The organism is Actinoplanes sp. CA-030573, assembly GCF_050951115.1.
In the GTDB taxonomy this organism is placed as follows: domain Bacteria; phylum Actinomycetota; class Actinomycetes; order Mycobacteriales; family Micromonosporaceae; genus Actinoplanes.
On sequence record NZ_CP192038.1, the window covers coordinates 4,621,698 to 4,643,963 of the forward strand.

A 22,266-nucleotide genomic window follows, 5' to 3' on the forward strand; every position below is an offset into this window, starting at 1 on the left:
GGCTCCTCAGGGAAGGCGGTAGCTCGGGAAGGTGGCGGTCAGGTCGTCCGGATCGGCCCCGGGGCGCCGCGACCGGACCAGCTCCCGGTAGCGCGCGGGGTCGGCGACCACCCGCCAGGTGTGGAACGGGTGCCGGCTCGGCGAGAAGCCCGACTTGTAGAAGAACAGCGAGTCGTCGGCGCCGCCCTTGCCGCCGCCGAGGTGGAAGACCCGGTCGCCGCGCGCCTTGCAGAAGCGGCGCACCTCGTCGTACAGCAGCTCGTCGGCGTAGCGGTTGCGGGCCCGGCGGGTGGACGAGACATAGCCGGTGGCGATCCCGTCGTGGGTGAAGAACGTGTTGCCGCCGACCACCTCGTCGCCCTCGAGCGCCACCGCCAGGTGCATCCGGTCGCCGACCGCGTCGTGCAGCGCGGCCAGGTGCTCGGTGGTGAAGAAGTAGTAGTCGCCGGCGCCGACCCGCCGCATGTTGTCGTGGTAGACCTCCACCCACTCGCCGAGCCGGGACCAGTCGTCGAAGACCACCTTGGTGCCGGCCCGGCGCGCCCGGTTGATGTGGTTGCGGTGGTCGGACCGGGTCTGCCGCCACATCTCCTCCAGCGACACCGTCAGATCCATCGAGACGGTCTCGCCGTGCCGCACGAGTTCCCCCGCCGAAGACAAGACCTCCAGGGGTACGCCGAGGAGCGGGTGCAATCGGACGAAGGCGGAGACGATTCCCCCGTCGCGGAGCGTCGCCACCAGCGCAGCGCAGGCCGACGCCCAGAAGGCCGGGTCGAGGGTGTCGCTGACCGGCGCCGGATACCCGTACGGCGAGATCGCGTCGCGAAGCGAAATGTCCGGAATGTCACGCAGAATCAGCGGCAGCAGGAAGACATGGCCGTCCCGCGAGAAGTGGAACGCGACCGGAGACCCACCGTAGAGACGTGCGTCCAGCCGAACGTACGACGGCGAGTGATACAGGTCGTGATCGAGACGGTCCAGCGTCTCGGCCCACACCTCCGACGACGGGTCCAGAAGCGTCATCGTCCCCCCTCCCTGCGCCCCGATCGCAGGATCCGGGCGTTCAGCGCCATGTTCGCGGCGAACTGGTCGTTGACGACGCGGTGGCCGTCGAGCCGCATCTGGGTGGCCGGGTCGAAGCGGCCCAGCTTCACGAACCCGTCGGAGAACCAGCCGTTGTCCGTCCCGCTGCCGTCGACGTACGCCCGGTAGACGGTTCCGCCGGGCCACACCACGTGGCCGAGCAGCGAGCAGAAGGCCGCCATGTCCGCGGTGGACCAGGCCGGCGACTCCGAAACGTACGCCATGACGCCGTTGCCATGGCTGACGTCCTGACCGGGCCGCTTGGCCGAGCCCCACTTGTCCGACCAGAAGTAGGCGGTCGGCTCGACCGGGTTGCGCCGCATCTGCCCGCGCAGCCTCCGGTCGATGCTCGCGGCCACCTCGGTGTAGCGGGCCCGCCGGCCGGTGTCGCCGGTGACCCGGGCCAGGTTGCCGGCGATGAGCGCCCAGTGCGCGGCCATGTGGGTGCGCTCGCGGTAGATGTTGCCGGTCCCGCGCGCGAACCACTTCTCGAAGACGTGCACCTCGGCGAAGTCGAGCAGCCGGCGGTAACGGTCGTTCTCCACGCGGCCGTCGCGCATCGCCACCAGCAGCGCCGTCCCGTACCGCCAGAAGTAGCTCTCGTAGAGCGGCACCTCGTCGCCGCCCTCGCCCGATTTCGACGACGCCCAGCCGAGGTAGTGGTCGTGGAAGCTGGAATGCGGCAGCGACGAGGACGGCCGGGCGGCGGCGGCCACGTTCTCCACGAAGGTCAGCGCCCGGTCGAGGTAGCGGCCGTCGCCGGTGGCCCGGAACATGGCCACGCACGAGTCGACCGAGTAGGACAGGTCGTAGTGGTCCCAGCTGTCGTCGGAGCGGCTCAGCGGCAGGCTGTTCTGCCACTGGTAGTCCCAGCTCTGCCGGAAGACGCCGGCCCAGTCGGCGACCGGGCGCAGCGCCGCCGGCGGCGGGGCCGGAGCCGACGGCGCGGGCAGCGGCTTCATCATCGCCGGCACCTCGCGGTCGTGGTCGCACGCGGCCAGCAGCGAGGCCGCGCCCAGCAGCAGCACCGTCCGTCGTCTCATCCCGGCACCAGATCCCCGGTCACGGCGCGGGTCTCGGCGGCGGCCACCGGCACGGTCGCGGCGGCCGCGGCCATGGCGGCGAACAGCCAGGCCAGCCGGGCGTCGTAGTAGTCGCCGGAGAACAGGCTGCTCAGCGCCACGAAGGCGGCCGATGCCACGGCCAGCCCGGTCAGCCGGGGACGGGCCCCGCCGCCGCGGACGGTCGCCGACCACAGCACGACCGCCACCGTCAGCAGCCCGATCCCGATCAGCCCGCCCTCGGCCGCCACCCCGAGCAGGTAGTTGTGCGGGTATTCGATGCCCTGGTTGACGCCGATGTAGCCGTAGAAGCCGTCGAGCCCGGCCCCGGTGAACGGATGGCCGGCGGCCAGGTGCAGGGCGGACCGCCAGATGCTGGTGCGGTCGGAAAGGTAGTGCTGCTGGACGGTCTGCTGGACGAACCGTTCCCGGAACAGGCCGGTGAACTGGGGCGGCGCGAACCGTCCGGCGACGACGCCGGCCAGGGTGACCAGCAGCAGCGCGGCGACGACCGGGCCGGCCCGGAGGCGGTGGCGCAGCTTGAGCAGGGCGGCGGCGCCGACCGCCAGCCCCGCGAGCAGGCCGGCGCGCGAGCCGGAGAGCACGGCGGCGAGCAGGAACAGCGGCACGGCCAGCAGCGGCCATCGGCGGCCGCGGGTCAGCGCCAGGGCGACGGCGCTGATGATGCCGAGGATCTGGATGCGGACGAAGACGTTGGGGCCGCCGCCGAAGGCCGAGTAGCGGCCCTGTTCGCCCGGCCCGTTGATGAACAGGGCGGCCAGCGCGAAGACGATCCCGGCCAGGTAGAACAGCAGGAAGGTGGTACGCACGACGGTGTCCGGGTCGCCGGCGGCGTAGAGGTAGAAGGCGATCGTCAGGGCCGCCATCAGCACGAGGTCGAGGGTCTGCGGGCCGACCCGGGAGGCGTGCGGGGCCCAGAGCCCGGAGGCGATCTGGTAGAGGAAGAACAGGGCGGTGGCGACGAGCCATCCCTCGCGCCGCGGTGTCGCCCGGTCGAGGGCGGGCCGCCGGGCGATGTCGGCGATGAGCACGGCCAGCGCGCCGGCCAGGCCGGCCACCCGCAGGTCGACCCAGGCGAGGTCGGGGAAGCCGGCCCGGTCGAGGGTGAACCGGCCGCCGATCGCCACCAGGATCAGCACGACCGCGGGCGCGAGGAAGACGCGGGGCGTGCGCAGCCAGGTCACCGCGCGCCGCCCTCGGCCGGGGCGGCGAGGTGCGCGCGGGCGGCGAGCGGGGCGCGGGCGAAGCGGGCGGCGGCCAGCGCGAAGAGCAGGCCGGCGCCGTAGCCGAGCAGCGAACCCCAGGCCGCGCCGGCGATGCCGTGGCCGGGGATGAGCAGCACGTAGGCGGTGAAGCTGACCGCGAAGCCGGCGATCTCGGCCGCGGAGACCAGGGTGCCGTGCCCGCGGGCGACGAGCAGGCCGAGGATGATGCGGGAGACGGCGTAGAGGCCGGCGGCGGCGACCAGCGGGAGCACGACCGCCTTGGCCGGGGCGTAGGCGTGCCCGAAGACGGGGACGATCAGCAGATAGAGGCAGCCGGCCGCGATCGGCGCGACCACCAGCACGTACAGCACGGTGGCGGCGATGATCGGCCGGGAGCGCAACCGGCCCTCCCGGTGCGCCTGCCGCCAGCGGCCGAGCCGCGAGTCGGCGTACGCCCGCAGCGGCCAGGCCAGCAGCTCGGTCATGGTGGCGACGCTGGCGTAGAGGCCGAGCGCGGTGGTGGAGGCGAGCACGGGCAGCGCCAGCCGGTCCGAGCGCAGCATCGCCATGTTCGAGATGGCGGCCGGGAAGAGCGCCGCGCCCTGGCGGCGGACCAGCCGGTTCTGGTCGTCGAGCGTCCCGCCCGGCAGCCGCAGCCAGAAGACGAGATAGCCGACGGTCGGGACGAGACAGGCGATGAGGTACGCGGCCAGCCACAGCGCCGGGCTGTCCACCCGCGCCGTGCACAGGACCGCCATCGCCGCCAGCAGCAGGACCGACTCGATGACCCGGCTGGTCAGGAAGTCGTGCACCCGGCCGATGGCGATGGCCACGGCCCGGCTCGCCAGGCCGGCCGCCTCCAGCATCGCGTAGCCGGCGAGGAGCACGACGATCGCGGGGCCGGGCTCGTCGGCGACCAGGATGTATCCGGCGGCGATCGCCGCGCCGGCGCCGAAGGGCAGGATCAGCAGCCGGCCGTAGGCGCGGACGGCGGCGGCCGGTGGCGCCTCGTGGTAGGCGGCCACGAAGCTGCGCTCGGTGCCCAGCAGCAGCGCCTGGGTGGCCAGGTAGACGACCTGGAGCATGAGGGCGACCTCGCCGCGGTGGGTCGGGGTGAGCGCGCGGACCATCATGATGTTGGCGGCCAGCGCCACCGCGCCGACCAGCAGCTGGGAGGCGACGAGCTGGACGTACGGCTCGCGCAGCCGGTCGCCGAGCCAGGCGATCGGGTCGGCGTGCCGAACGGCCGGCTCACTCATCGTCGTCGTCTGCCCGCTTGACCGGCAGGTTCTCCGGTTCCGGTTCGCCGTCGGGCCCGACGTTGACGACCTTGGCCCGGCCGCGGCTGGGCTCGGCCGACGGCGACGGCGACGTTGACGTCGCCGTCGACACGCGGGCGGTGGCGCGGACCGGCTTCGCCTCCGGCGGCACGACGACCACCGTCTCGGCGACCTCGGCCGGCCCGCCCGGCCCGCCCGGCCCGCCCGGCCCGCCAGGCCCGCCCGGCCCGCCAGGCCCGATGGGCTCGCCGCGCACGCCCGGCCCGACGGGCTCGCCCGGTGCGCCTGGCCCGGTGACCAGGCCGATGCCCTCGGAGCGGCCCATCTCGGGCGGCCGGTGCAGGCCGGTTCCGGTGGGCAGCTTGCGCGGCAGCGCGTTCAGCACGGCGCCGGCCAGCCGCGCGCCGACCCGTTCCAGCAGGTCGGTGGACCGCCGGACGTCGGCGACCCGGGTGCGACCGGCCCGTACGACCAGCAGCGCCCCGTCGGTCACCCGGCTGAGCACCACCGGGTCGGCCACGCCGGCCAGCGGCGGCGCGTCCACCAGCACCACGTCGAAGGACTCGGTCAGCGCGCTCATCGCCGCCCCGAGCCGGGGCGAGGCGAGCAGCTCGCCGGGGTCGGTGCCGCTGCGGCCGCAGGGCAGCACGGTGACCCGGCCGCCGAGCGACTCGCGCAGCACCGACCGGACCGAGGCGTGACCGGCGAGGACGTCGGCGAGGCCCGGGCCGGCGTCCATGGCCAGGTACCGCCCCACGCCGGGGGTACGCAGGTTGGCGTCGACCAGGACGACCCGGGCCCCGGTCTCGGCCACCGCGATCGCCAGCCCGCAGGCGATCGCGGTGGTGCCCTCCTTCGGGTGGCTGCCGGTGAGCAGCAGCGAGGCGCCGCGCCCGGACCGGTCGCCGCCCGCCACCTCGGGCAGCAGGCTGCGCAGCCGCCGGAACGCCTCGGCCAGCACCTCCCCGGGCGGTCCGGCCGAGCGGGGCAGCGCGATCACGCCGACCGTGCCGAGGCCGAGCCGGCGCAGGTCGTCCTCGTCGTTGACGGTCTTGCCGGTGGCCTCCCGCACGGCGACCGCGACCGCCCCGATCAGCAGGCCGAGCACGGCCGAGAAGGCGAGGTTGCGCACCAGGTTGCTCGGCTCGCGGGTGGTGACCGGGTCCTGGGCGACGGTGACCGACGGCTTCGGGCCGTCCGGCGCGGCCGCGCTCGGCGGGTCGAGCTGCTTGGCCAGCTGGACCAGGGCGGCGGTGGCGGCGGTGACCATCCGCCGGCTGCGGGCGGCGGACGGGTCGGTGGCGGTCACCACGAGCAGGTCGGTGCCGTCCTGCACCTGGGCCGACAGGCTCCGCTCGACCTGGCCGGCGGTGAGCGGCGGGCCCAGCTTGGCGACCACGCTCTGGGCCACCCGGGGGCCGGTGAGCAGCGCGATGTACGAGTTGAGCCGGCTCGCCCGGGCGTCCGGATCCCCGGAGGCGGTCGTCACGAACAGCACCACCGACGAGCGGTAGGCCGGTGGCGAGGAGAGGCTCAGCCCGGCCGCGGCCGCGGTGGCGATCAGCACCGGGACGAGCAGCCAGAGCCAACGGCGGCGGCATGCCCGTACGTATTCACGCAGTTCCAAGGTCGGCTCCCACTCCGGTGGTGCGGCCGGCGGCCCGGGTGAGTACCGCCTCGAATCGCTCGAAGAGCAGGTCGCGGGAGAAGCGCTCGACGGCCAGCGCGTGCGCGGCGGCCCGGGCCCGGCGCAGCCACGGCTCGTCCCGGCAGCGGGTGGCCAGCAGCGCCCCGGCCGCGTCGGCGTCGTACGGGTCGAGGACCAGACCCGCCCCCGACTCCGCGATGAGGTCGGCCTGCCAGCCGCCGTAGTTGATCGCGATCGGCCGGGAGGCGGCGAGCGCGTCGAAGAACTTGTTGGCCGAGTTGTCCCACAGGGCGCGGATCGGCCGCACGAAGCTCGACGACATGGTGGCGGCGCCCAGGATCACCGGCAGGTCGGCCTTGGGCACCTGCTCCCACATGCGCACGGTCACGTCGAGCAGGCCGGCCGACGCGGCCAGCGCCTTGGTCGACTCCCACTCCCGGCCGTGCCCGACGATCAGCACCTGGCACTCGGGGTCGGCCTCGCGCATCCGGCGGGCGGCGCGCACCAGGTACTCGACCCCGTTCACCTGGCCGAGCGCTCCGGTGTAGACGATCAGCGGCCGGTCGCCGAGCCACCGGTTGTCCTCGCGGAAGCGGCGCACGGCTTCCGGCCGTACGGAATCGAACATCGCCATGTCCGCCGCGTTGGGGATCATCGTGATCTTCGTCCGGGGCCGGCGGGCCGCGACGCCCGCCGCCATGCCGGGGGAGAGCGCGACGACCTCGGCCGCGTTGCGGTAGGCGAAGTTGGCGAGGCCGCAGGCGAGCCGGCGGGCGAGCGGGTTGCGCAGGGCGCCCATCTCGATCGGCACCTCCGGCCACAGGTCGCGCACCTCGAAGACGAACGGCACGCCCCGCAGCTTCGCGGCGATCACCCCGGGCACAGCGACGGTGAGCGGGGTGCTGGTGGCGAAGACCAGGTCGGCCTCGAGCCGGGCGGCCTTGACCGCGGCGAGGGCCATGAACTCGGCGAAGGCGCGCAGGCGGCGGGCGTACGACATGTGGTTCGAGTACGGCACCGGGTACCAGTGCACGGTGACGCCGTCGTCGTCGGTGACCCGGCGTGGGCCGCCGGCGATGTCGGTGGTGATGACGTCGACGGTGTGGCCGTGTGCGACCAGCCGGCGGGCCTGCTCGTACGAGCGGATCCCGCCGGTCATCCCCGGGTTGCAGTAGTACTGGTGGATGTAGACGATGCGCATCCCGCTCATCCCTCCCGCACGGCCTCGACGACGCGTTCCCGGTCGCGCGCGGTGAGCGCGGAGCCGCTGGGCAGGCACACGCCGCGGCGGAACAGGTCGGCGCTGACCGCACCGCCGCGCATCACGCAGTCCCGGAAGACCGGCTGCAGGTGCATCGGCTTCCAGGCCGGGCGGGCCTCGATGTTGTGCCGGGCGAGCCGGGCCAGCATCGGGTCGCGGTCCTGCGGGTCGACCAGCAGGCAGGTCAGCCACCAGTTGGGCTCGCCGTAGCCGGCCACCGGCATGAACGTGACGCCGGGCCGGTCGCCGAGCGCCTCCCGGTAGTAGCGGGCGGTCTCGCGCCGGGCCGCGACCATCTCGCCGAGCCGCTGCACCTGGCCCCGGCCGACGGCGGCGAGCAGGTTGGACAGCCGGTAGTTGTAGCCCACGGTCCGGTGCTCGTAGTGCGCCACCGGCTCGCGGGCCTGGGTGGCCAGGTACCGGGTCTGTGCCGCGACCCGGCCGTCGTCGGTGAGCAGCATGCCCCCGCCACCGGTCGTGATGATCTTGTTGCCGTTGAACGACAGAACGCCGGCGAGCCCGAAGGACCCGGCCGGGCGGCCGCGGTAGGAAGCGCCCAGTGCCTCCGCCGCGTCCTCGATCAGCGGCACGTCGTAGCGGTCGCAGGCGTCGAGCAGCGGCTGGTAGTCGGCGCACTGGCCGTACATGTCGACGGCGACGACCGCCCGGGGGAGCTGTCCACGCTGCGCGCGGGCGCGCAGCTCCTCGGCCACCAGGCCGGGGTCGACGTTCCAGCTGTCCGGCGTGCTGTCCAGGAAGACCGGGCGGGCGCCGAGGTACATCACGGCGTTCGCGGTGGCGGCGAAGGTGAACGACGGGACGAGGACGGTGTCGCCGCGGCGCACGCCGGCCGCCACCAGCGCCAGGTGCAGGGCGGCGGTGCCGCTGGCCAGGGCGACCGCGTGCCGTACGCCGACCAGCTCGGCGACCTGGGCCTCGAACGCGTCGAGGTCGGGGCCGACCGGCGCCACCCAGTTCGAGTCGAACGCGGCCAGCAGCAGCTTGCGCTCGACGTCGCTGACGTCGGGCGGGGAGAGGAAGATGCGGGTGTCACTCATGGACCCGGGTCCTGACTGCCCACAGCGGCCACGCCGGGTGCAGGCCCTGCCGGTGGATGGCCATCGGCGGCCCGCCGGCGTGCATGGCCGGGCGGAGGGTGGTGGCGAAGCTGCGGTAGCCGGCCTGGCGGGCGAAGCCGACGTCGCGCGGGGTGAAGTCGACGGCCGGATGCCCGTACGGCGCGGCGAAGTCCCGGACCTCGGCGCCGAGCTCGTCCTCGAGCTCCCGCCGGGACTCGGCGATCTCCCGCAGCGCGGTGCCGTCGTCGCAGTCGGCGAGCCGGGGGTGGGTGACCGAGTGCGAGCCGATGCCGTGCCCGGCGGCCAGCAGGTCGCGGCAGTCGTCCCAGCCGAGGTTGCCGGGCCGGCCGATCAGGGCGGTGGTGACGAAGAAGGTGGCCGGCACGCCCAGGTCGGCCAGGGCCGGCGCGACCACGTCCCGCCAGCTGGGGTGGGCGTCGTCGAAGGACAGGCAGAACATCGGGCCGAGCAGCGGGCGCCGGCCGGCCAGGATCTCCAGGGCCGCGTCCCAGGAGACCATCGGGCCGAGGCGGCGGAACGTCAGCAGGTGGCGGCGCAGGCCGGCGGCGAACTCCGGCGGCACGTCGTGGTAGAAGGGGAAGTAGAGACCCGCGGTGGACGGCAGCCGCCGCAACGCTCCGGCCGGCGCCAGGATGCGGCCCTGCAGTCGGGGGTTCGCCCGCAGCCGGCTGCGCAGCCCGAGCTCGTTCAGGCGTCGTCTCATCTCCGTCGGCGGCCGCATGTCATTCAGGCTGACAAAGGCGGGCCGGGCCGCGTCAGTAGCAATTGTCATCTTGAATGTGAGGGAACTTCACATCAAATATGACGTCCTTGCGGAATGGACTTGCGGTGGCGCATCATCCTGATTTTCGAGGGGGCGCCCGATGCTTCGACTGCAGCCCGCGACGCCGTCCGCCGCACTCTGGCGGGACCGGGAGACGTACGGCGATCGCCTGATCTTCCACACCGGGGCCTGGCTGGATTTCGTCGCCGAGGCGCAGCGAGCCGAGCCGGTGCTGGCCACCGTGCACGACGGCGACGAGGTGGTCGGGCACTTCACCGGCCTGGTCAGCCGCCGCTTCGGCCTGCGCATCCTGGGCAGCCCGATGGCCGGCTGGACGACCTCCTACCAGGGCTTCTGCCTGCGTCCCGGGGTGTCGCGCCGGTCCGCGCTGGAGGCGCTGATGCCGTTCGCGTTCGGCGTGCTCGGCTGCGCCCACGTCGAGATCCGGGACCGCTTCGCGGCCGAGTCCGACCTGGACGGACTGGGCCTGCGCTGGTCGGCCGCGCCGACCGCGGTGATCGACCTGTCGCGGGACGAGGGGGCGCTGTTCGCCGCGATGGCACCGGCCTGCCGCCGCAACATCCGCAAGGCCGCGAAATCCGGCGTCACCATCGAGGAGGCGCACGATGATCCGGAATTCGCGGCCGAATTCTACGATCAGTTGCGCGACGTATTCGCCAAACAGAATCTGGTGCCGACCTATTCGATCGAGCGGGTCCGGTCGCTGATCCGGCACCTCGGGCCGCCCGGGCGGTTGCTGCTGCTGCGGGCCCGCGACCCCGGCGGCCGGTGCATCGCCACCGCCGTGCTCCCGTGGTACCACCGCACGATGTACTTCTGGGGCGGGGCGAGCTACCGGCCCGACCAGCACCTGCGCCCCAACGAGGCGCTGATCTGGCACGCGCTGCGCTGGGCCGCCGAGCGCGGGGTCACCGAGTTCGACTTCGTCGGCGGCAACGCCTACAAGCAGAAGTACGGCACGACGGAGGTCCCGGTGCCGTGGGCGCGCCGGTCGCGGTCGCCGCTGGTGGCCGGCCTGCGCGACGCGGCCCGGGAGGCGTTCGCGCTGCGGCAGCGCGCGGTGGCCCGGCTGACCCGCGCGTCCTGAGCGCCGGAGCCGGTTCCGCGTCGCTCATGCGCCCCGTACGAACTGCTGGCCGCCGTCGATGTCGAAGGTCGCGCCGTTCAGGGCGGTGTTGGCCATGATGTGCACGGCCAGCGCGGCCACGTCCGCGGGACCGATCACGCGGCCGATCGGCAGCGTGTCGCGCAGCTGCTGCCGACGCTTCTCCAGGTCGTCGCCGAGCAGCCGGGCCGACAGCGGGGTGTCGACGAAGCCGGGGGCGATCACGTTGGCCCGGATCGGCGCGATCTCCAGGGCCAGGCCGGCGATCACCGGGGGCAGCGCCACGCTCATCGCCGTGGTCAGGATCAGGCCGGGCGCGGGACGGCGGGCGCCGGTGCCGCTGACGAACAGCAACGTGCCGCCCGGGTTCACCCGGCCGATCGCGGCCCGCCCGAGAACCAGCGGCTGCACCAGCTCGGTGGCGACGTAGCGCCGGGCCTCGTCGAGGTCGAGCTCGGACAGCGGGCCGTAGAACGGGTGGCCGGCGGTCAGCAGGATGTGGTCGATCGGGCCGGCGAGGTCGGCGAGAAAGCCTTCCAGCCGTACCGGGTCGGTGGCGTCGAACGCGGCGGTGCCGCGCGCGCCGACCTCGGCCGCGGCCTGCTTGAGCCGGTCGGCGTCGCGGCCGGTGATGACGACCTCGGCGCCCTCCCGGCGGGCGAGGCGGGCGGTCTCGAGCCCGATTCCGGCGCTGCCGCCGATGACGACGACGGTCTGTCCGTCCAGCTGGGGCATGGTGAACCTCCTATGTGGTCGCGGGCACCGCGCATCCGCGGTGGGGTGCGGGCGGGGCGAGCTTGGGCACCTCGGCGGCGGGCTTGCGGTCGCTGACGAAGTCGGCGGTGACCAGCGCGGCCAGCCCGCACAGGCCGGCCAGCACCAGCATGGCCGGGCGGAAGCCGTCGACCAGGGCGGCGGCGAGGTCCCCGCCACCGGCGCCGATCAGCAGCGGCACGCAGGCGATCGTCACCGCGCCACCGATCCGGGAGGCGGCGTCGTTCACCGCCGAGGCCTCGCCCAGGTCGGCGTCGTCGACGGCGCCCGCGGCCGACACCCACACGAAGCCGGCGCCGGTCGCGACGATGCCGGCCGTCATCAGCCAGCGCGGCCCGAACCGGGACACCAGCGAGCCGCTGACCGGCGACAGCGCCAGGAACAGGATCGAGTTCGGGATCGAGACGGCGCCGGCCTGGGCGGCCGGGTAGCCGAGCACCAGCTGGCACTGGATGACCAGCAGGTAGCCGGCGGCGGCCAGCGCGCCGTAGAACAGCACGGTGGTCATCGCCCGCGCCCGGTCCTCCCGCCGCAGCGTGCCGTTGAGCACCGCCAGGCTGGTCGGCACCACCAGGGCGGCGCCGGCGCCCGGCGCGACCCGGGCCGCGATCAGCGCGCCCGGGCTCGGCGCCAGCGCGCCGGAGAGCAGCAGCAGCGACGCGACCGTCAGCAGATGGCCGGTCAGCGTCCACTGCAGCGCGACCACCCCCGCGCCGAGGTCGGCGCCGATCGCCGGCACCGCCACGTTGACCACGTTGGCGTCGAGGAAGCCGACCATCGAGGAGAGCACGGTGGCGGCGATCAGGGCGGTGCCGACCGGGCTGCGCAAGGCGGTCGTGGTCATCGTGCGATCTCGCGGCGCAACGCCTTCAGCGCGTTGACGAAGATCTCCGAGAACGTGGGGAACGGCTGGATGACGTCGCGCAGCACGTCCACCGGCACCCGGGCCCGGATCGCCAGGGTCGCCTGCTGCAGCCATTCGCCGGCCTCCGGGCCCAGCGCGTACGCCCCGGTGAGCCGCTCGCCGTCGCTCAGCAGCGTGAGGAAGCCGTTGGACTCCGCGTAGGCCCGGGTGTAGGTCTCGGTCTTGGCGATCTCGTTGAGCGGGGCGGTGCCGCGGAACGGCGCCTCGGTCGCGCCCACCGCGGCGGCCTGCGGATCGGTGTAGACCACTCGCGGGACGGCCGTGTAGTCGGCCTCGCGGACCTCGCCGAGGATGTTCGACGCGACCACCTCGCCCTGGTACTTGCCGACGTGGGTGAGCAGGAACTTGCCGGTGGCGTCGCCGACGACCCACAGCCGGTCGGCCGCGCGCAGCCGGGCGTCGGTCGGGATGCCGCGCGGGCTCGCGGTGACGCCCACGGTCTCCAGCCCGAGGTCTTCGGTGCGGATCCGGCGGCCGGTGGCCACCAGCAGCCGGTCGCCGCGCAGCTCGCGGCCGTCGCCGAGGGTCAGCACGAAGTCGTCGCCGTCCCGGCCGGCGGCCGTCGCCCGGGCGCCGCGCTCGATCTCGATGCCGTCCGAGCGCAACACCTGCGCCAGCGCGTCGGCCAGCGGGGCGGGCTCGCGGGAGAGCAGGTGCTCGCCCGACTGCACGATCACCACCTCGCCGCCGAGCCGGCGCACCGCCTGGGCCAGCTCGACCCCGACCGGGCCGCCGCCCAGCACCAGCAGCCGGGACGGGACCTCCCGCATGGCGGTGGCCTCCCGGTTGGTCCAGACGCCGTCGAGCCCGGCCAGGCCCGGGATCGGCGGGAAGGCCGGCTCCGAGCCGGTGGCCAGCACGATGTGCCCGGCGGTGTACCGGACGCCGCCGACCTCGACCGCACCGGGGCCGGCGAGACGGCCGTGACCCCGTACGAGATCGACGTTGTTGTTCTCCAGCCAGCGCGCCGCGCCCGCGTCGTCGTAGTCGGACACCATGAAGTCGCGCCAGGCCAGCGCCGCCTTGACGTCGACCTCGGCGGTGGCGGCCGCCTCCCGGGCGCCGTGCACGGCCTCACCCGGGCGCAGCAGCGTCTTGGACGGGATGCAGGCGTAGTACGAGCACTCGCCGCCCACCAGGCGCTGCTCGACCACGGCGACCCGCAGGCCACCGTCGACGAGGTCACCGACGCAGTGCTCGCCGGGGGCGCCGCCGCCCAGCACGATCACGTCGTAGTCGGCGGTCATCTGCTCACCGTCCCGGCAGCCGCTTGGTGATCTCCTGCAGGACCCACTCGTTGCCGTCCGGGTCGGCGAACGACGCGAACGAGCCGTAGCTGGCGTGCTCCGGGGCCGGGCCGGCCACCCGTCCGTCGGTGCCGGCGTGGTGGAAGACGCCGCCCGCGTCGTGGAACACCTCGCTGATCGGGACCCCCTTGCCGGCGATCTCGGCCCGGGCCGCCTCGATGTCGTCGACGACCAGGTGCAGACCCTGGTAGCTGCCCGGCGCCGCGTTGCTGAGGCCGGCGCCGAAGATCACCGAGGCCGGCGAGCCGGGCGGGGTCAGCTGGATCACCCGGAACTTCGGGTCGGTGGTGAAGTCGGCGTCCAGCCGCCACCCCAGGTTCTGGTAGAAGGCCAGCGCCCGGTCGGCGTCGGAGACGGGGAGCACGATGACCTCGAGTCTGAAGTCCATGATCGGAACACCTCTCGCGGTTGGCCGGCGCCGTCCGGCGCCGCCCGTAAAAGCTCGCACGGCCGCGGTGTCCTTCGACCCAGGGAAAGTCACTGGTCCGACACCAGGGACTCGCACGGGCGCGATCGGCCGGGCCCGGAGCCACAGTCGGTGCATGCGTTCCGACATCGTTCCCGGCGGGATATTCCCCGACTACGCGCTGCCCGACCACACCGGCACGGTCCGCCGGCTGAGTGAGATCCAGGGCCGCGACCCGATGATCCTCACGCTGGCCCGCGGGCACTACTGCCCGAAGGAGCACCAGCAGCACCTGGCACTGGCCGCCTTCCAGCCGAAGATTGCCGTGGCCTACACCCGGATCGCGACGATCTCCACCGACGACCACCACCGGTCGCAGGAGTTCCGCGCGTCGGTGGGCGCCCAGTGGCCGTTCCTCTCCGACCCGGGCCGGATCGTCCAGCAGGACCTGGACATCCAGGAGTACACCGATCCCGGGAACAACCCGATGATCCCGCACACCCTCGTCCTCAAGCCGGGGCTGGTGATCCACACGATCTACAACGGCTACTGGTTCTGGGGCCGGCCGTCCACCGACGACCTGTGGCTCGACCTGCGGGCGGCGACCCGGGAGACCCGGCCCGACTGGGATCTCGCGGCGCCGGGGCTGCGCGAGGCGTGGGAGGCGGGGGACTACTCGCTCTTCCACGGGTACGACCGCCGGCCGCTATCGGAGGGTGGCGCCGCGCAGCTGCCGGCGTGAGCTGATCCCGAGCTTGCCGAAGACCTTGCGCAGATGCCACTCGACGGTCCGGGCGCTGATGAACAGCTGCGCGCCGATCTCGGTGTTCGACAGCCCGTCCCGGGCCAGCTGCGCGATCTGCGTCTCCTGCGCGGTCAGGTCGTTGCGGGTCTCCGGGTTGCGCTTGCGCACGGTCGCGCCGGTGGCCGCCAGCTCACGGCGGGCTCGCTCGGCGAAGCCTTCGGCCCCCATCCCATTCAGCATCTCGTACGCCTGGGAAAGCTCCCGCCGCCCGTCGACCCGCCGCCCCGCCCGGCGCAGCCACTCCCCGTAGAGCAGGCGGGCGCGCGCCAGCTCGGGCCGCAGCCGGGTGCGGCCGAGCCGGTCGATCGCCTCCACGTAGAGGGCTTCGGCCTCACCCGGCTCGGCCAGCAGGGCCCGGCACCGGGCGTCCATGCCGAGCGCCCAGTCGGTGCCGGCGGCCTTGGTGCGCTCGGTCAGCCGGTCGAGGGCGTCGGCGGCCAGATCGGGCCGGCCGTGCCGCACCGCGGCCTCGACCAGCTCGGGCAGCGCCCAGTTCGGCGCGGCCAGCTCCCGCGGATGGGCGGTCGCCCTGGTCGCCGCGGCCAGACCCTCCTCGTACTGGCCCAGGCCGTTGGCGAGCACCGCCTGCGCGTAGTGCGCGACCCCGACCGCGATGCCCTCGCCCCGCGCGGTCGCGTCGGCAAGCCCCGCCTCGATCAGCTCGCTGGCCTCGCCCGCCTGCCCCCGCCAGGCGGCGACCAGCAGCGCGCCGTTCGGCTCCACCGTCTTGCCGGTCGCGTGCAGCACCGACCGCGCCTCGTCGACCAGCCGGGCGGCGGCCCGAAGCTCGCCGCAGAGGGCGAGCACGTGGATCTGCGACCCGAGCGCCATCGGCAGGTCGGTCAGCGCGCCGGCCTGCCGGGACAGCCGCAGGTGCCGCTCGGCCAGATCGTGCCAGCTCCGGTCGTCCCACACCTCCAGCGCGAGCACGACGCCCTGCCACAGCCGGCGCAGCCACGTCCCGTCGTCGTCACCGACCGCCCGCAGCGCCGCCCGGGCCGGCGGCACCGCCGTCGCGTAGTCCTCGGCGAGCGCCGCGAACGCCTCCAGCAGCAGGTCGCCCGCGTCCGTGGCGCCGTCCGGCCGGCGCGGCGCGGCCCGGGCCGCACGGGCGACCTCCGAGGTCAGCGCCGGATCGTTGAGCCGGCCGCCGAACAGGGCCGCCAGCAGTGCGTCGAGGTGGGTGGCGCGGGCCAGCCCGGGATCGACCGGCTCGAGCCGGCGGGCGGCGGCCAGCAGCAGGGGAGTGGCCTCGTTGCCCTTGCTCATGGCGAACGCGAGCTGGGCGCGGACCAGCTCGGTGCGGGCCCGGTCGCGCTCGCCGAGCGGGCCGCCGCGGGCCACCGCCAGCATGTCGCGAGCCGCGTCGAACGCGCCGGCCCGCACGTCGGCGAACGCGGCGTCGATGGCGCGCCGGACCCGGGCCGGCGGGCTCGGGGTCAGCTCGGTGGCCCGGGTGAGGAAGGCGGCGGCGGCCGCCGGCCCGCCCCGGGACTGGGCCCGGCCGGCCGACCGCTCGAGCTCGGCGGCGACCCGCTCGTCAAGGCCGGCGGTGGCGTGGGCGAGGTGCCAGGCGTACCGGTCGGGGTCGGTCCGCTCGTCGGTGGCCGCGGCCAGGGCGGCGTGCACCCGGTACCGCTCGGCGGTGCCGGCGGCCCGGTAGGCGGCCGAGCGGACCAGCGGGTGGGCGAACTCAACCCGCCCGCGCAGCCGCAGCAGGCCGGCGTCCACGGCCGGGGCGGCCTCGGCCATGTCCACACCGAGAGCGCCCGCGGCCCGGTGGAGCAGGACCGGGTCGCCGACCGGCTCGGCCGCGGCGGCCAGCACCAGGAGCCTGGTCCCGTCGGGGAGGCGGGCCAACCGGCGTACGTAACTCTGCTCGATCTTGCCCGCCACGTGGTGACTGCCCGGAATCCCGAAACCGCCTGCCAGGTCGCCCGCCGACCACGTGCGCGGCAGCTCGAGCAGGGCGAGCGGGTTGCCGTGGCTCTCCATCACGATCTGGTCGGTGACCGCGGCGTCGACCGGCCCGTGCATCCGGGCCAGCAGCAGCGCGCGGGCGTCACCCTCGGCGAGCCCCTCGATCGTCAGCGAGTCGGCGCCGGGCAGGAAGCCGTCGCCGCTGCCGGTCCGGGCGGCGCAGACCAGCGCGACCCGCTCGGCCAGCAGGCGCCGGGCGACGAACGCGAGAACCTGGGCCGAGGCCTGGTCGAGCCATTGCGCGTCGTCGACGACGCAGGCCAGCGGCCCTTTCTCGGCCGCCTCGGCGAGCAGCGAGAGGGTGGCGAGGCCGACCATCAGCCGGTCCGGCGCGGCCCCGCCGGCCAGCCCGAAGACGATGGCGAGCGCGTCGCGCTGCGGCGGCGGCAGGCGGTCGAGAGACTCGAGCAGCGGGGCGCAGAGCTGATGGAGGCCGCTGTACGCCAGCTCCATCTCGGACTCGACCCCGACCGCCGTGGTCTTCCGCCACCCGTCGACGCGCCCCTGCAGATGCGCGAGCAGCGCGCTCTTGCCGGTGCCCGGTTCGCCGCGCAGGACCAGCACCCGGCTCGCGCCCGAGACGACGTCCTCCACAAGGGCGTCGAGTGCCCGGCACTCGTCGTCCCGCCCGATCAGGCCCGCGCCGCCGCCCCCCTTGGCCACCTGGCCGATTCTCGTCCTTCCCGGCGCCCGCGCGCTTCGTCCGTGTGAGGAGCGCCACGTCCCGCTTCGCGCGCTCGCGGGCCTTCGCTTCCGCGCCCTTGCTCTGCTCACCGATACGCGCGCCGGACCGACTCGCCACCCCTTTCAGCCTAGCCTCCTAGGATGCCCCAACGGCGGAGCCGCCTCTCACATGCGCCGATACTCCACCTCGGGACGGCCCGGGCCTCCGTACCGTGGGCTCCGAACCACCTGACCCGTCTCGGCCAGATGCTCCAGATAGCGCCGCGCCGTCACCCGCGACGCGCCCATCCGCGCGCCGACCTCGGCCGCCGACAACCCTGCCTCCGGCGACGCCCGCAGCACGCCCAGCACCAGATCCAGCGTGCACTGGTCCAGCCCCTTGGGCAGCGAGTCCGGCGAAGCCCCCCGCAACGCCGCGAACGCCCGGTCGATCTCGTACTGCGCGGCGACCGGTTCGGCGCCCAGCACCTGGCGGCGGTACCGGGCGTAGCCCAGCAGCTTCTCCCGGAACGTCGCGAACGTGAACGGCTTCAGCAGATAATGCGTCACCCCGAGCGAGACCGCCGCGCGCACCACGGCCAGATCACGCGCCGATGTCACGACCAGGACGTCGGTCGCGATCCCCGCCGCCCGCAGCGCCCGGCACAGCTCGAGCCCGTTCATGTCCGGCAGGTGCAGGTCGAGCAGCACCAGGTCGACCGGCGTCTCCCGCAGCGACGCCATCGCACGCCGGCCGGTGTGCGCGACGCCGGAGACCGCAAAACCTTCAACCCTTCCCGTGTACGCCGCGTGCGCCTCCGCGATCAGCCGGTCGTCCTCGACGACGAGCACCCGGATGGCGCTCACGACGGCACCGGCAGCCGGACCGAGACCTCGGCGCCGCCGCCGGCCGCGGCCGTCACCGCGTAGCTGCCGCCGTGCCGGTCGGCGACCTGGCGCACCAGCGACAGCCCCACCCCGCGGCCGTCCTGCTTGGTCGTCCAGCCCCGGCCGAAGGCGGCGCCGGCGTCGGCGATGCCCGGGCCGTTGTCGCTGACCCGGATGCGCACCTCGCCGTTCTCCTCGGCGACCAGCACGCGGACGACCCGGGGTGGCTCGGCGGCCGCGACCGCCTCCAGCGCGTTGTCGACCAGGTTGCCGACCACGGTGAGCAGGTCGCGGCTCGGCAGCGGGGCGCCGTCCAGGTGGGACGCGTCGTCGACGACCAGCTGGACGCCGCGCTCGGCGGCCTGGGCCGACTTGCCGAGCAGCAGGGCGGCCAGGGCGGGCTCGGCGACGGCGCCGACGACCTGGTCGGTGAGCTGCTGGGCGACGGCGAGCTCGGCGGTCGCGAGCCGGACGGCCTCGTCGGCGCGGCCCAGCTCGACCAGCGTGAGCACGGTGTGCAGCCGGTTGGCGGCCTCGTGCGCCTGCGCCCGGAGCGCCTCGGTCAGGCCGCGCACCGAGTCCAGCTCCCCGGTCAGCGCACGCAGCTCGGTGTGGTCGCGCAGGGTGAGCACGGCGCCGATCCGCTGGCCCTCGGAGCGGATCACCCGCTGGTTGGCGACCAGCACCCGGTCGCCGGCCAGCACCGGCTCGTCGGCGACGACCGCTCCCGAGGCGAGCAGCCGGCGGATCTCCGGCGGCAGTCCCGCCTCGTCGTCCGCGCCGTCCCCGCTCTCGGCCGCGCCGCCGTCGGCCTTCCCACCGTCGGCGGCGCTGAGGCCGAGCAGCTTGCGGGCCTCGTCGTTGACCAGCGTGACGCGGCCCGCGCGGTCGACGACGAGCAGGCCCTCGCGCACCGAGTGCAGCACGGCGTCGTGGTACTCGTACATTTTGGTCATCTCGGCCGGGCCGAGGCCGTGCGTCTGGCGGCGCAGGCGACGGCTGAGCAGCCAGGATCCGGCGGCGGCCAGCAGCAGGGCGAGCACGGTCGGTACGACGACGGCCGGCGCCCGGCTCAGCAGGCGCTCGTTGATGGCGTCGGTGGTGATCCCCACCGAGACCAGCGCGATCACGGCGCCTGCTTCATCGCGTACGGGAAGGACCGTCCGCACCGATTCGCCCAGAGTGCCCATGTGGTGTTCGACGACGCGGCCGCCCGCCAGCGCTTCGTCGATCGACCCGATGAACGGCTGCCCGATGAGACCGGCCGTCGGATGGGTCCAGCGGGTGCGATCGGTCGCCATCACCACGATGAAGTCGGTGCGGGTCGCCTTGCGGATCGATTCCACGTACGGCTGGAGCACCGCCGTCGGGTTCGGCGTGCGCACCGCGGCGATCACCGTCGGGGCGCGGGCGACCGCCTCGGCGATGCCGGTGACCTGGTCGATCGCGGCCTGTTCGGCGTCGCCGCGGGCCAGCAGGACGGCGCCCGTCGTGCCGATCGCCACCAGGATCGTCACGACCAGCACCTGGAGCACGAAGAGTTGCCGGGCGATGCTCCAGCGGGTGCCTTTCGGTGACCAGAATGAACGCAATGGTGCCCTCTCGGTGAGACGTAGGACACATTCTGCGTCATGGAGACCCAGACGCCATCCCCGCGGGTCCGGCGGGACCGCACGCACTACCTCTACCTGGCGGTGATCGCCGCCGTCGCGGCCGGCATCGCCGTCGGTCTGCTCTTCCCCGACGTCGCCGTCCAGCTGAAGCCGATCGGCGACGGCTTCGTCAAGCTGATCAAGATGATGATCGCCCCCGTCATCTTCTGCACGATCGTGCTCGGCATCGGCTCGATCCGGCAGGCCGCGAAGGTCGGCCGGGTCGGCGGCCTCGCGCTCGGGTACTTCCTGGTCATGTCGACGGTCGCGCTCGCGATCGGCCTGCTGGTCGGCAACATCATCCACCCCGGCGCCGGCCTGCACCTGAACGACGCGATCGCCGCCGCCGGCCAGAAGCAGGTCGGCGCGACCGCCAAGGAGGGCGCGAGCGAGTACTTCCTCGGCATCATCCCCGACACCCTGTTCTCGTCGCTGACCAGTAACGACACCCTGCAGGCGGTGCTGGTCGCGCTGCTGGTCGGCTTCGCGGTGCAGGCCCTCGGCCGCCGCGGCGAGCCGGCGCTGCGCGCCATCGAGCTCACCCAGCGGATCGTCTTCCGCATCCTCGCCATGATCATGTGGCTGGCCCCGATCGGCGCGTTCGGCGCCATCTCGGCGGTGGTCGGCGCCACCGGCGTGGACGCGCTGAAGAGCCTGGCCCAGATCATGCTCGGCTTCTACGTCACCTGCGCGATCTTCGTCTTCGTCGTGCTGGCCACGATCCTGTGGCTGGTGGCCCGGGTGAACATCCTCCTGCTGCTGCGCTACCTGGCCCGGGAGTTCCTGCTCATCCTCTCGACGTCGTCGTCGGAGTCGGCGCTGCCGCGGCTGATCGCGAAGATGGAGCACCTGGGGGTCAGCAAGCCGGTCGTCGGCATCACGGTGCCGACCGGGTACTCGTTCAACCTGGACGGCACGGCCATCTACCTGACGATGGCGTCGCTGTTCATCGCCGAGGCGATGGGCGACCCGCTGTCGATCGGCGAGCAGATCTCGCTGCTGGTCTTCATGGTCATCGCCTCGAAGGGCGCCGCCGGCATCACCGGCGCCGGCCTGGCCACCTTGGCCGGCGGCCTGCAGAGCCACCGGCCCGAGCTGGTGGACGGCGTAGGCCTGATCGTCGGCATCGACCGCTTCATGTCCGAGGCGCGAGCATTGACCAACTTCGCCGGAAACGCGGTGGCCACGGTGGTGATCGGCACCTGGACCCGCGAGATCGACCGGGTACGCGTGACCGCGGTCCTGGCCGGCGACTTCCCCTTCGACGAGTCCACCATGCTCGACGACGACGCGGCCGGCCCGTCGACCCCCGCCCCGGACGGCGCGGCCGGCCCGTCGGCCCCCGGCCCGGACGGCGCGGCCGGCCCGTCCGCCCCCGCCCCGGACGGCGCGGCCGGTCCGTCCGGCCCCGCTGAGGGCGGCGCCCTGGCCACGGCCGCCGCTTCCCCGGATGCGGCCGACCGCACACCACCGCCGTCGCGCTCGTCCTCCGCGCCGGACGCCTGATCAGGCCGCGGAGCCGTTCGCCGGTTTGCCGCCACGCTCGGCGGGCAAGAGGGATTCCGCACACGAGAGCCGCGGTCCGGTCGCTCCCCGCCCGGAGCGACCGGGCCGCTTCGTCTTGTCGCCCGGTCAGCGTCCGGCCCGGCGGTGCTATTCGCCCGGCGGCGCGGTTCGCCCGGCCGCGCTGTTCGCCCGGCCGCGCGCCCCGTCGTTCCCCGCGAAGAGTGGGGCCGTCAGTTCTCGACCGTCCGGGCGCGCTGGTAGTGGCGCCGAGCCTTCAGCTTGTTGCCGCACGTCGACATCGAGCACCAGCGGGCGCTGTTCGACTTGCTGCGGTCGAGCAGGAACAGGGCGCACTCGTCGTTGGCGCACGCGCGCAGGCGGCCCGGGCGGGTGCGGTTCAGCTCGTCCCAGGCGATCATCGCGTCGACCGCGAAAGCGCGGGCGCCGGACAGGTCGACCGTCCAGGTCAGCCGCCCGCCGGCGGTGATCGCCGGGCGGGAGACGACACCCTCCAGCAGCGGCTTCAGCGCGGACGGCCGGCGGTCTCCGCGGATCACGGCCTGCAGCAGATCGCGGGCCTCGCGCAGGATCGCGGCGTCCTCGGCGCGGGCCGGGATCTTGTTGGCCCGCAGCCAGCGCTCGGCCCGATCCGGATCGGCGAGCTCGTCGGTGCGCACGCCGTCGATCACGGGTGCGCTGTTCAGCAACGCCAGCAAGGTTGCCTCGTCGATCATGCCTAACCTCCAAAGCTCGCTTGACAGGTTATAGGATCGCACGCCAGGATTCTAACCATCAAAATAGCTCAAGGAAGT

The 22,266-nt window shown here is 74.0% G+C and carries 19 protein-coding genes; 3 read left to right on the top strand and 16 right to left on the bottom strand.

What is annotated here, in order from left to right; translation table 11 throughout:
* Positions 1-6 precede the first annotated feature (6 nt).
* The 8 genes from ACQP2F_RS21445 to ACQP2F_RS21480 are packed head-to-tail and all read right to left on the bottom strand — an operon-like array spanning position 7 to position 9,380.
* Positions 7-1,023 (bottom strand): GNAT family N-acetyltransferase, encoded by a 1,017-nt coding sequence (locus ACQP2F_RS21445; protein WP_433306678.1) that lies wholly within the window; start codon positions 1,021-1,023, stop codon positions 7-9.
* Positions 1,020-2,126, bottom strand: a complete 1,107-nt coding sequence (locus ACQP2F_RS21450) for a hypothetical protein (RefSeq protein WP_433306680.1) — start codon at positions 2,124-2,126, stop codon at positions 1,020-1,022. The genes ACQP2F_RS21445 and ACQP2F_RS21450 overlap by 4 nt, the downstream gene beginning before the upstream one ends.
* A complete protein-coding gene (locus ACQP2F_RS21455) occupies positions 2,123-3,349 on the bottom strand; it encodes an O-antigen ligase family protein (RefSeq protein ID WP_433306682.1) in 1,227 nt (408 codons plus the stop codon). The genes ACQP2F_RS21450 and ACQP2F_RS21455 overlap by 4 nt, the downstream gene beginning before the upstream one ends.
* Positions 3,346-4,629, bottom strand: a complete 1,284-nt coding sequence (locus tag ACQP2F_RS21460) for a lipopolysaccharide biosynthesis protein (protein ID WP_433306684.1) — start codon at positions 4,627-4,629, stop codon at positions 3,346-3,348. The genes ACQP2F_RS21455 and ACQP2F_RS21460 overlap by 4 nt, the downstream gene beginning before the upstream one ends.
* Positions 4,622-6,277 (bottom strand): Wzz/FepE/Etk N-terminal domain-containing protein, encoded by a 1,656-nt coding sequence (locus ACQP2F_RS21465; RefSeq protein WP_433306686.1) that lies wholly within the window; start codon positions 6,275-6,277, stop codon positions 4,622-4,624. The genes ACQP2F_RS21460 and ACQP2F_RS21465 overlap by 8 nt, the downstream gene beginning before the upstream one ends.
* On the bottom strand, positions 6,264-7,499 hold the full coding sequence (locus tag ACQP2F_RS21470; RefSeq protein ID WP_433306688.1) for a glycosyltransferase family 4 protein: 1,236 nt from the start codon (positions 7,497-7,499) through the stop codon (positions 6,264-6,266). Before ACQP2F_RS21470 ends, ACQP2F_RS21465 begins: the two co-directional genes overlap by 14 nt.
* A gap of 5 nt (positions 7,500-7,504) precedes the next feature.
* A complete protein-coding gene (locus tag ACQP2F_RS21475; RefSeq protein WP_433306690.1) occupies positions 7,505-8,617 on the bottom strand; it encodes a DegT/DnrJ/EryC1/StrS family aminotransferase in 1,113 nt (370 codons plus the stop codon).
* On the bottom strand, positions 8,610-9,380 hold the full coding sequence (locus ACQP2F_RS21480) for a polysaccharide deacetylase family protein (protein ID WP_433306692.1): 771 nt from the start codon (positions 9,378-9,380) through the stop codon (positions 8,610-8,612). Before ACQP2F_RS21480 ends, ACQP2F_RS21475 begins: the two co-directional genes overlap by 8 nt.
* A gap of 142 nt (positions 9,381-9,522) precedes the next feature.
* Between ACQP2F_RS21480 and ACQP2F_RS21485 the strand changes: the two genes are divergently transcribed.
* Positions 9,523-10,530, top strand: a complete 1,008-nt coding sequence (locus ACQP2F_RS21485) for a GNAT family N-acetyltransferase (protein ID WP_433306694.1) — start codon at positions 9,523-9,525, stop codon at positions 10,528-10,530.
* 24 nt (positions 10,531-10,554) lie between these two features.
* Here ACQP2F_RS21485 and ACQP2F_RS21490 read toward each other — a convergent pair whose 3' ends face one another.
* The 4 genes from ACQP2F_RS21490 to ACQP2F_RS21505 are packed head-to-tail and all read right to left on the bottom strand — an operon-like array spanning position 10,555 to position 13,942.
* The gene (locus ACQP2F_RS21490; protein ID WP_433306696.1) at positions 10,555-11,283 is read right to left on the bottom strand and encodes an SDR family oxidoreductase; all 729 of its coding nucleotides are present in this window, start codon (positions 11,281-11,283) and stop codon (positions 10,555-10,557) included.
* 10 nt (positions 11,284-11,293) lie between these two features.
* Complete coding sequence (locus ACQP2F_RS21495; RefSeq protein ID WP_433306699.1) at positions 11,294-12,166, bottom strand: hypothetical protein; 873 nt, start codon at positions 12,164-12,166, stop codon at positions 11,294-11,296.
* Complete coding sequence (locus tag ACQP2F_RS21500) at positions 12,163-13,494, bottom strand: dihydrolipoyl dehydrogenase family protein (protein ID WP_433306701.1); 1,332 nt, start codon at positions 13,492-13,494, stop codon at positions 12,163-12,165. The genes ACQP2F_RS21495 and ACQP2F_RS21500 overlap by 4 nt, the downstream gene beginning before the upstream one ends.
* A 4-nt stretch (positions 13,495-13,498) precedes the next feature.
* Positions 13,499-13,942, bottom strand: a complete 444-nt coding sequence (locus ACQP2F_RS21505) for a VOC family protein (protein ID WP_433306703.1) — start codon at positions 13,940-13,942, stop codon at positions 13,499-13,501.
* Positions 13,943-14,096: 154 nt separating this feature from the next.
* Between ACQP2F_RS21505 and ACQP2F_RS21510 the strand changes: the two genes are divergently transcribed.
* Positions 14,097-14,702 (top strand): redoxin domain-containing protein, encoded by a 606-nt coding sequence (locus ACQP2F_RS21510; RefSeq protein ID WP_433306705.1) that lies wholly within the window; start codon positions 14,097-14,099, stop codon positions 14,700-14,702.
* On the opposite strand, the gene ACQP2F_RS21515 is transcribed toward ACQP2F_RS21510, so the two are convergent.
* The 3 genes from ACQP2F_RS21515 to ACQP2F_RS21525 all read right to left on the bottom strand — a co-directional run bounded on the left by ACQP2F_RS21515 (position 14,667) and on the right by ACQP2F_RS21525 (position 19,888).
* Entirely contained in the window at positions 14,667-17,408 is a 2,742-nt protein-coding gene (locus tag ACQP2F_RS21515; RefSeq protein WP_433306707.1) for an ATP-binding protein, read from the bottom strand. The two genes, ACQP2F_RS21510 and ACQP2F_RS21515, sit on opposite strands and share 36 nt — an antisense overlap.
* Before the next feature lie 186 nt (positions 17,409-17,594).
* A complete protein-coding gene (locus tag ACQP2F_RS21520) occupies positions 17,595-18,275 on the bottom strand; it encodes a response regulator (protein WP_433306709.1) in 681 nt (226 codons plus the stop codon).
* Positions 18,272-19,888 (bottom strand): ATP-binding protein, encoded by a 1,617-nt coding sequence (locus ACQP2F_RS21525; RefSeq protein ID WP_433306711.1) that lies wholly within the window; start codon positions 19,886-19,888, stop codon positions 18,272-18,274. Before ACQP2F_RS21525 ends, ACQP2F_RS21520 begins: the two co-directional genes overlap by 4 nt.
* A gap of 39 nt (positions 19,889-19,927) precedes the next feature.
* Between ACQP2F_RS21525 and ACQP2F_RS21530 the strand changes: the two genes are divergently transcribed.
* Entirely contained in the window at positions 19,928-21,454 is a 1,527-nt protein-coding gene (locus ACQP2F_RS21530) for a cation:dicarboxylate symporter family transporter (RefSeq protein WP_433306713.1), read from the top strand.
* Positions 21,455-21,684: 230 nt separating this feature from the next.
* Here the strand turns inward: ACQP2F_RS21530 and ACQP2F_RS21535 are convergent, their stop codons facing one another.
* Entirely contained in the window at positions 21,685-22,188 is a 504-nt protein-coding gene (locus ACQP2F_RS21535; protein ID WP_433306715.1) for a CGNR zinc finger domain-containing protein, read from the bottom strand.
* Between the last annotated feature and the right edge of the window lie 78 nt (positions 22,189-22,266).

Bases quoted from the DNA above. Each gene is read 5' to 3' on its own strand.
- ACQP2F_RS21535 (WP_433306715.1), bottom strand. From the start codon at position 22,188: ATGATCGACGAGGCAACCTTGCTGGCGTTGCTGAACAGCGCACCCGTG.
- ACQP2F_RS21505 (WP_433306703.1), bottom strand. From the start codon at position 13,942: ATGGACTTCAGACTCGAGGTCATCGTGCTCCCCGTCTCCGACGCCGAC.
- ACQP2F_RS21495 (WP_433306699.1), bottom strand. From the start codon at position 12,166: ATGACCACGACCGCCTTGCGCAGCCCGGTCGGCACCGCCCTGATCGCC.
- ACQP2F_RS21490 (WP_433306696.1), bottom strand. From the start codon at position 11,283: ATGCCCCAGCTGGACGGACAGACCGTCGTCGTCATCGGCGGCAGCGCC.
- ACQP2F_RS21475 (WP_433306690.1), bottom strand. From the start codon at position 8,617: ATGAGTGACACCCGCATCTTCCTCTCCCCGCCCGACGTCAGCGACGTC.
- ACQP2F_RS21445 (WP_433306678.1), bottom strand. From the start codon at position 1,023: ATGACGCTTCTGGACCCGTCGTCGGAGGTGTGGGCCGAGACGCTGGAC.
- ACQP2F_RS21500 (WP_433306701.1), bottom strand. From the start codon at position 13,494: ATGACCGCCGACTACGACGTGATCGTGCTGGGCGGCGGCGCCCCCGGC.
- ACQP2F_RS21450 (WP_433306680.1), bottom strand. From the start codon at position 2,126: ATGAGACGACGGACGGTGCTGCTGCTGGGCGCGGCCTCGCTGCTGGCC.
- ACQP2F_RS21470 (WP_433306688.1), bottom strand. From the start codon at position 7,499: ATGCGCATCGTCTACATCCACCAGTACTACTGCAACCCGGGGATGACC.
- ACQP2F_RS21510 (WP_433306705.1), top strand. From the start codon at position 14,097: ATGCGTTCCGACATCGTTCCCGGCGGGATATTCCCCGACTACGCGCTG.
- ACQP2F_RS21530 (WP_433306713.1), top strand. From the start codon at position 19,928: ATGGAGACCCAGACGCCATCCCCGCGGGTCCGGCGGGACCGCACGCAC.
- ACQP2F_RS21485 (WP_433306694.1), top strand. From the start codon at position 9,523: ATGCTTCGACTGCAGCCCGCGACGCCGTCCGCCGCACTCTGGCGGGAC.
- ACQP2F_RS21480 (WP_433306692.1), bottom strand. From the start codon at position 9,380: ATGCGGCCGCCGACGGAGATGAGACGACGCCTGAACGAGCTCGGGCTG.
- ACQP2F_RS21460 (WP_433306684.1), bottom strand. From the start codon at position 4,629: ATGAGTGAGCCGGCCGTTCGGCACGCCGACCCGATCGCCTGGCTCGGC.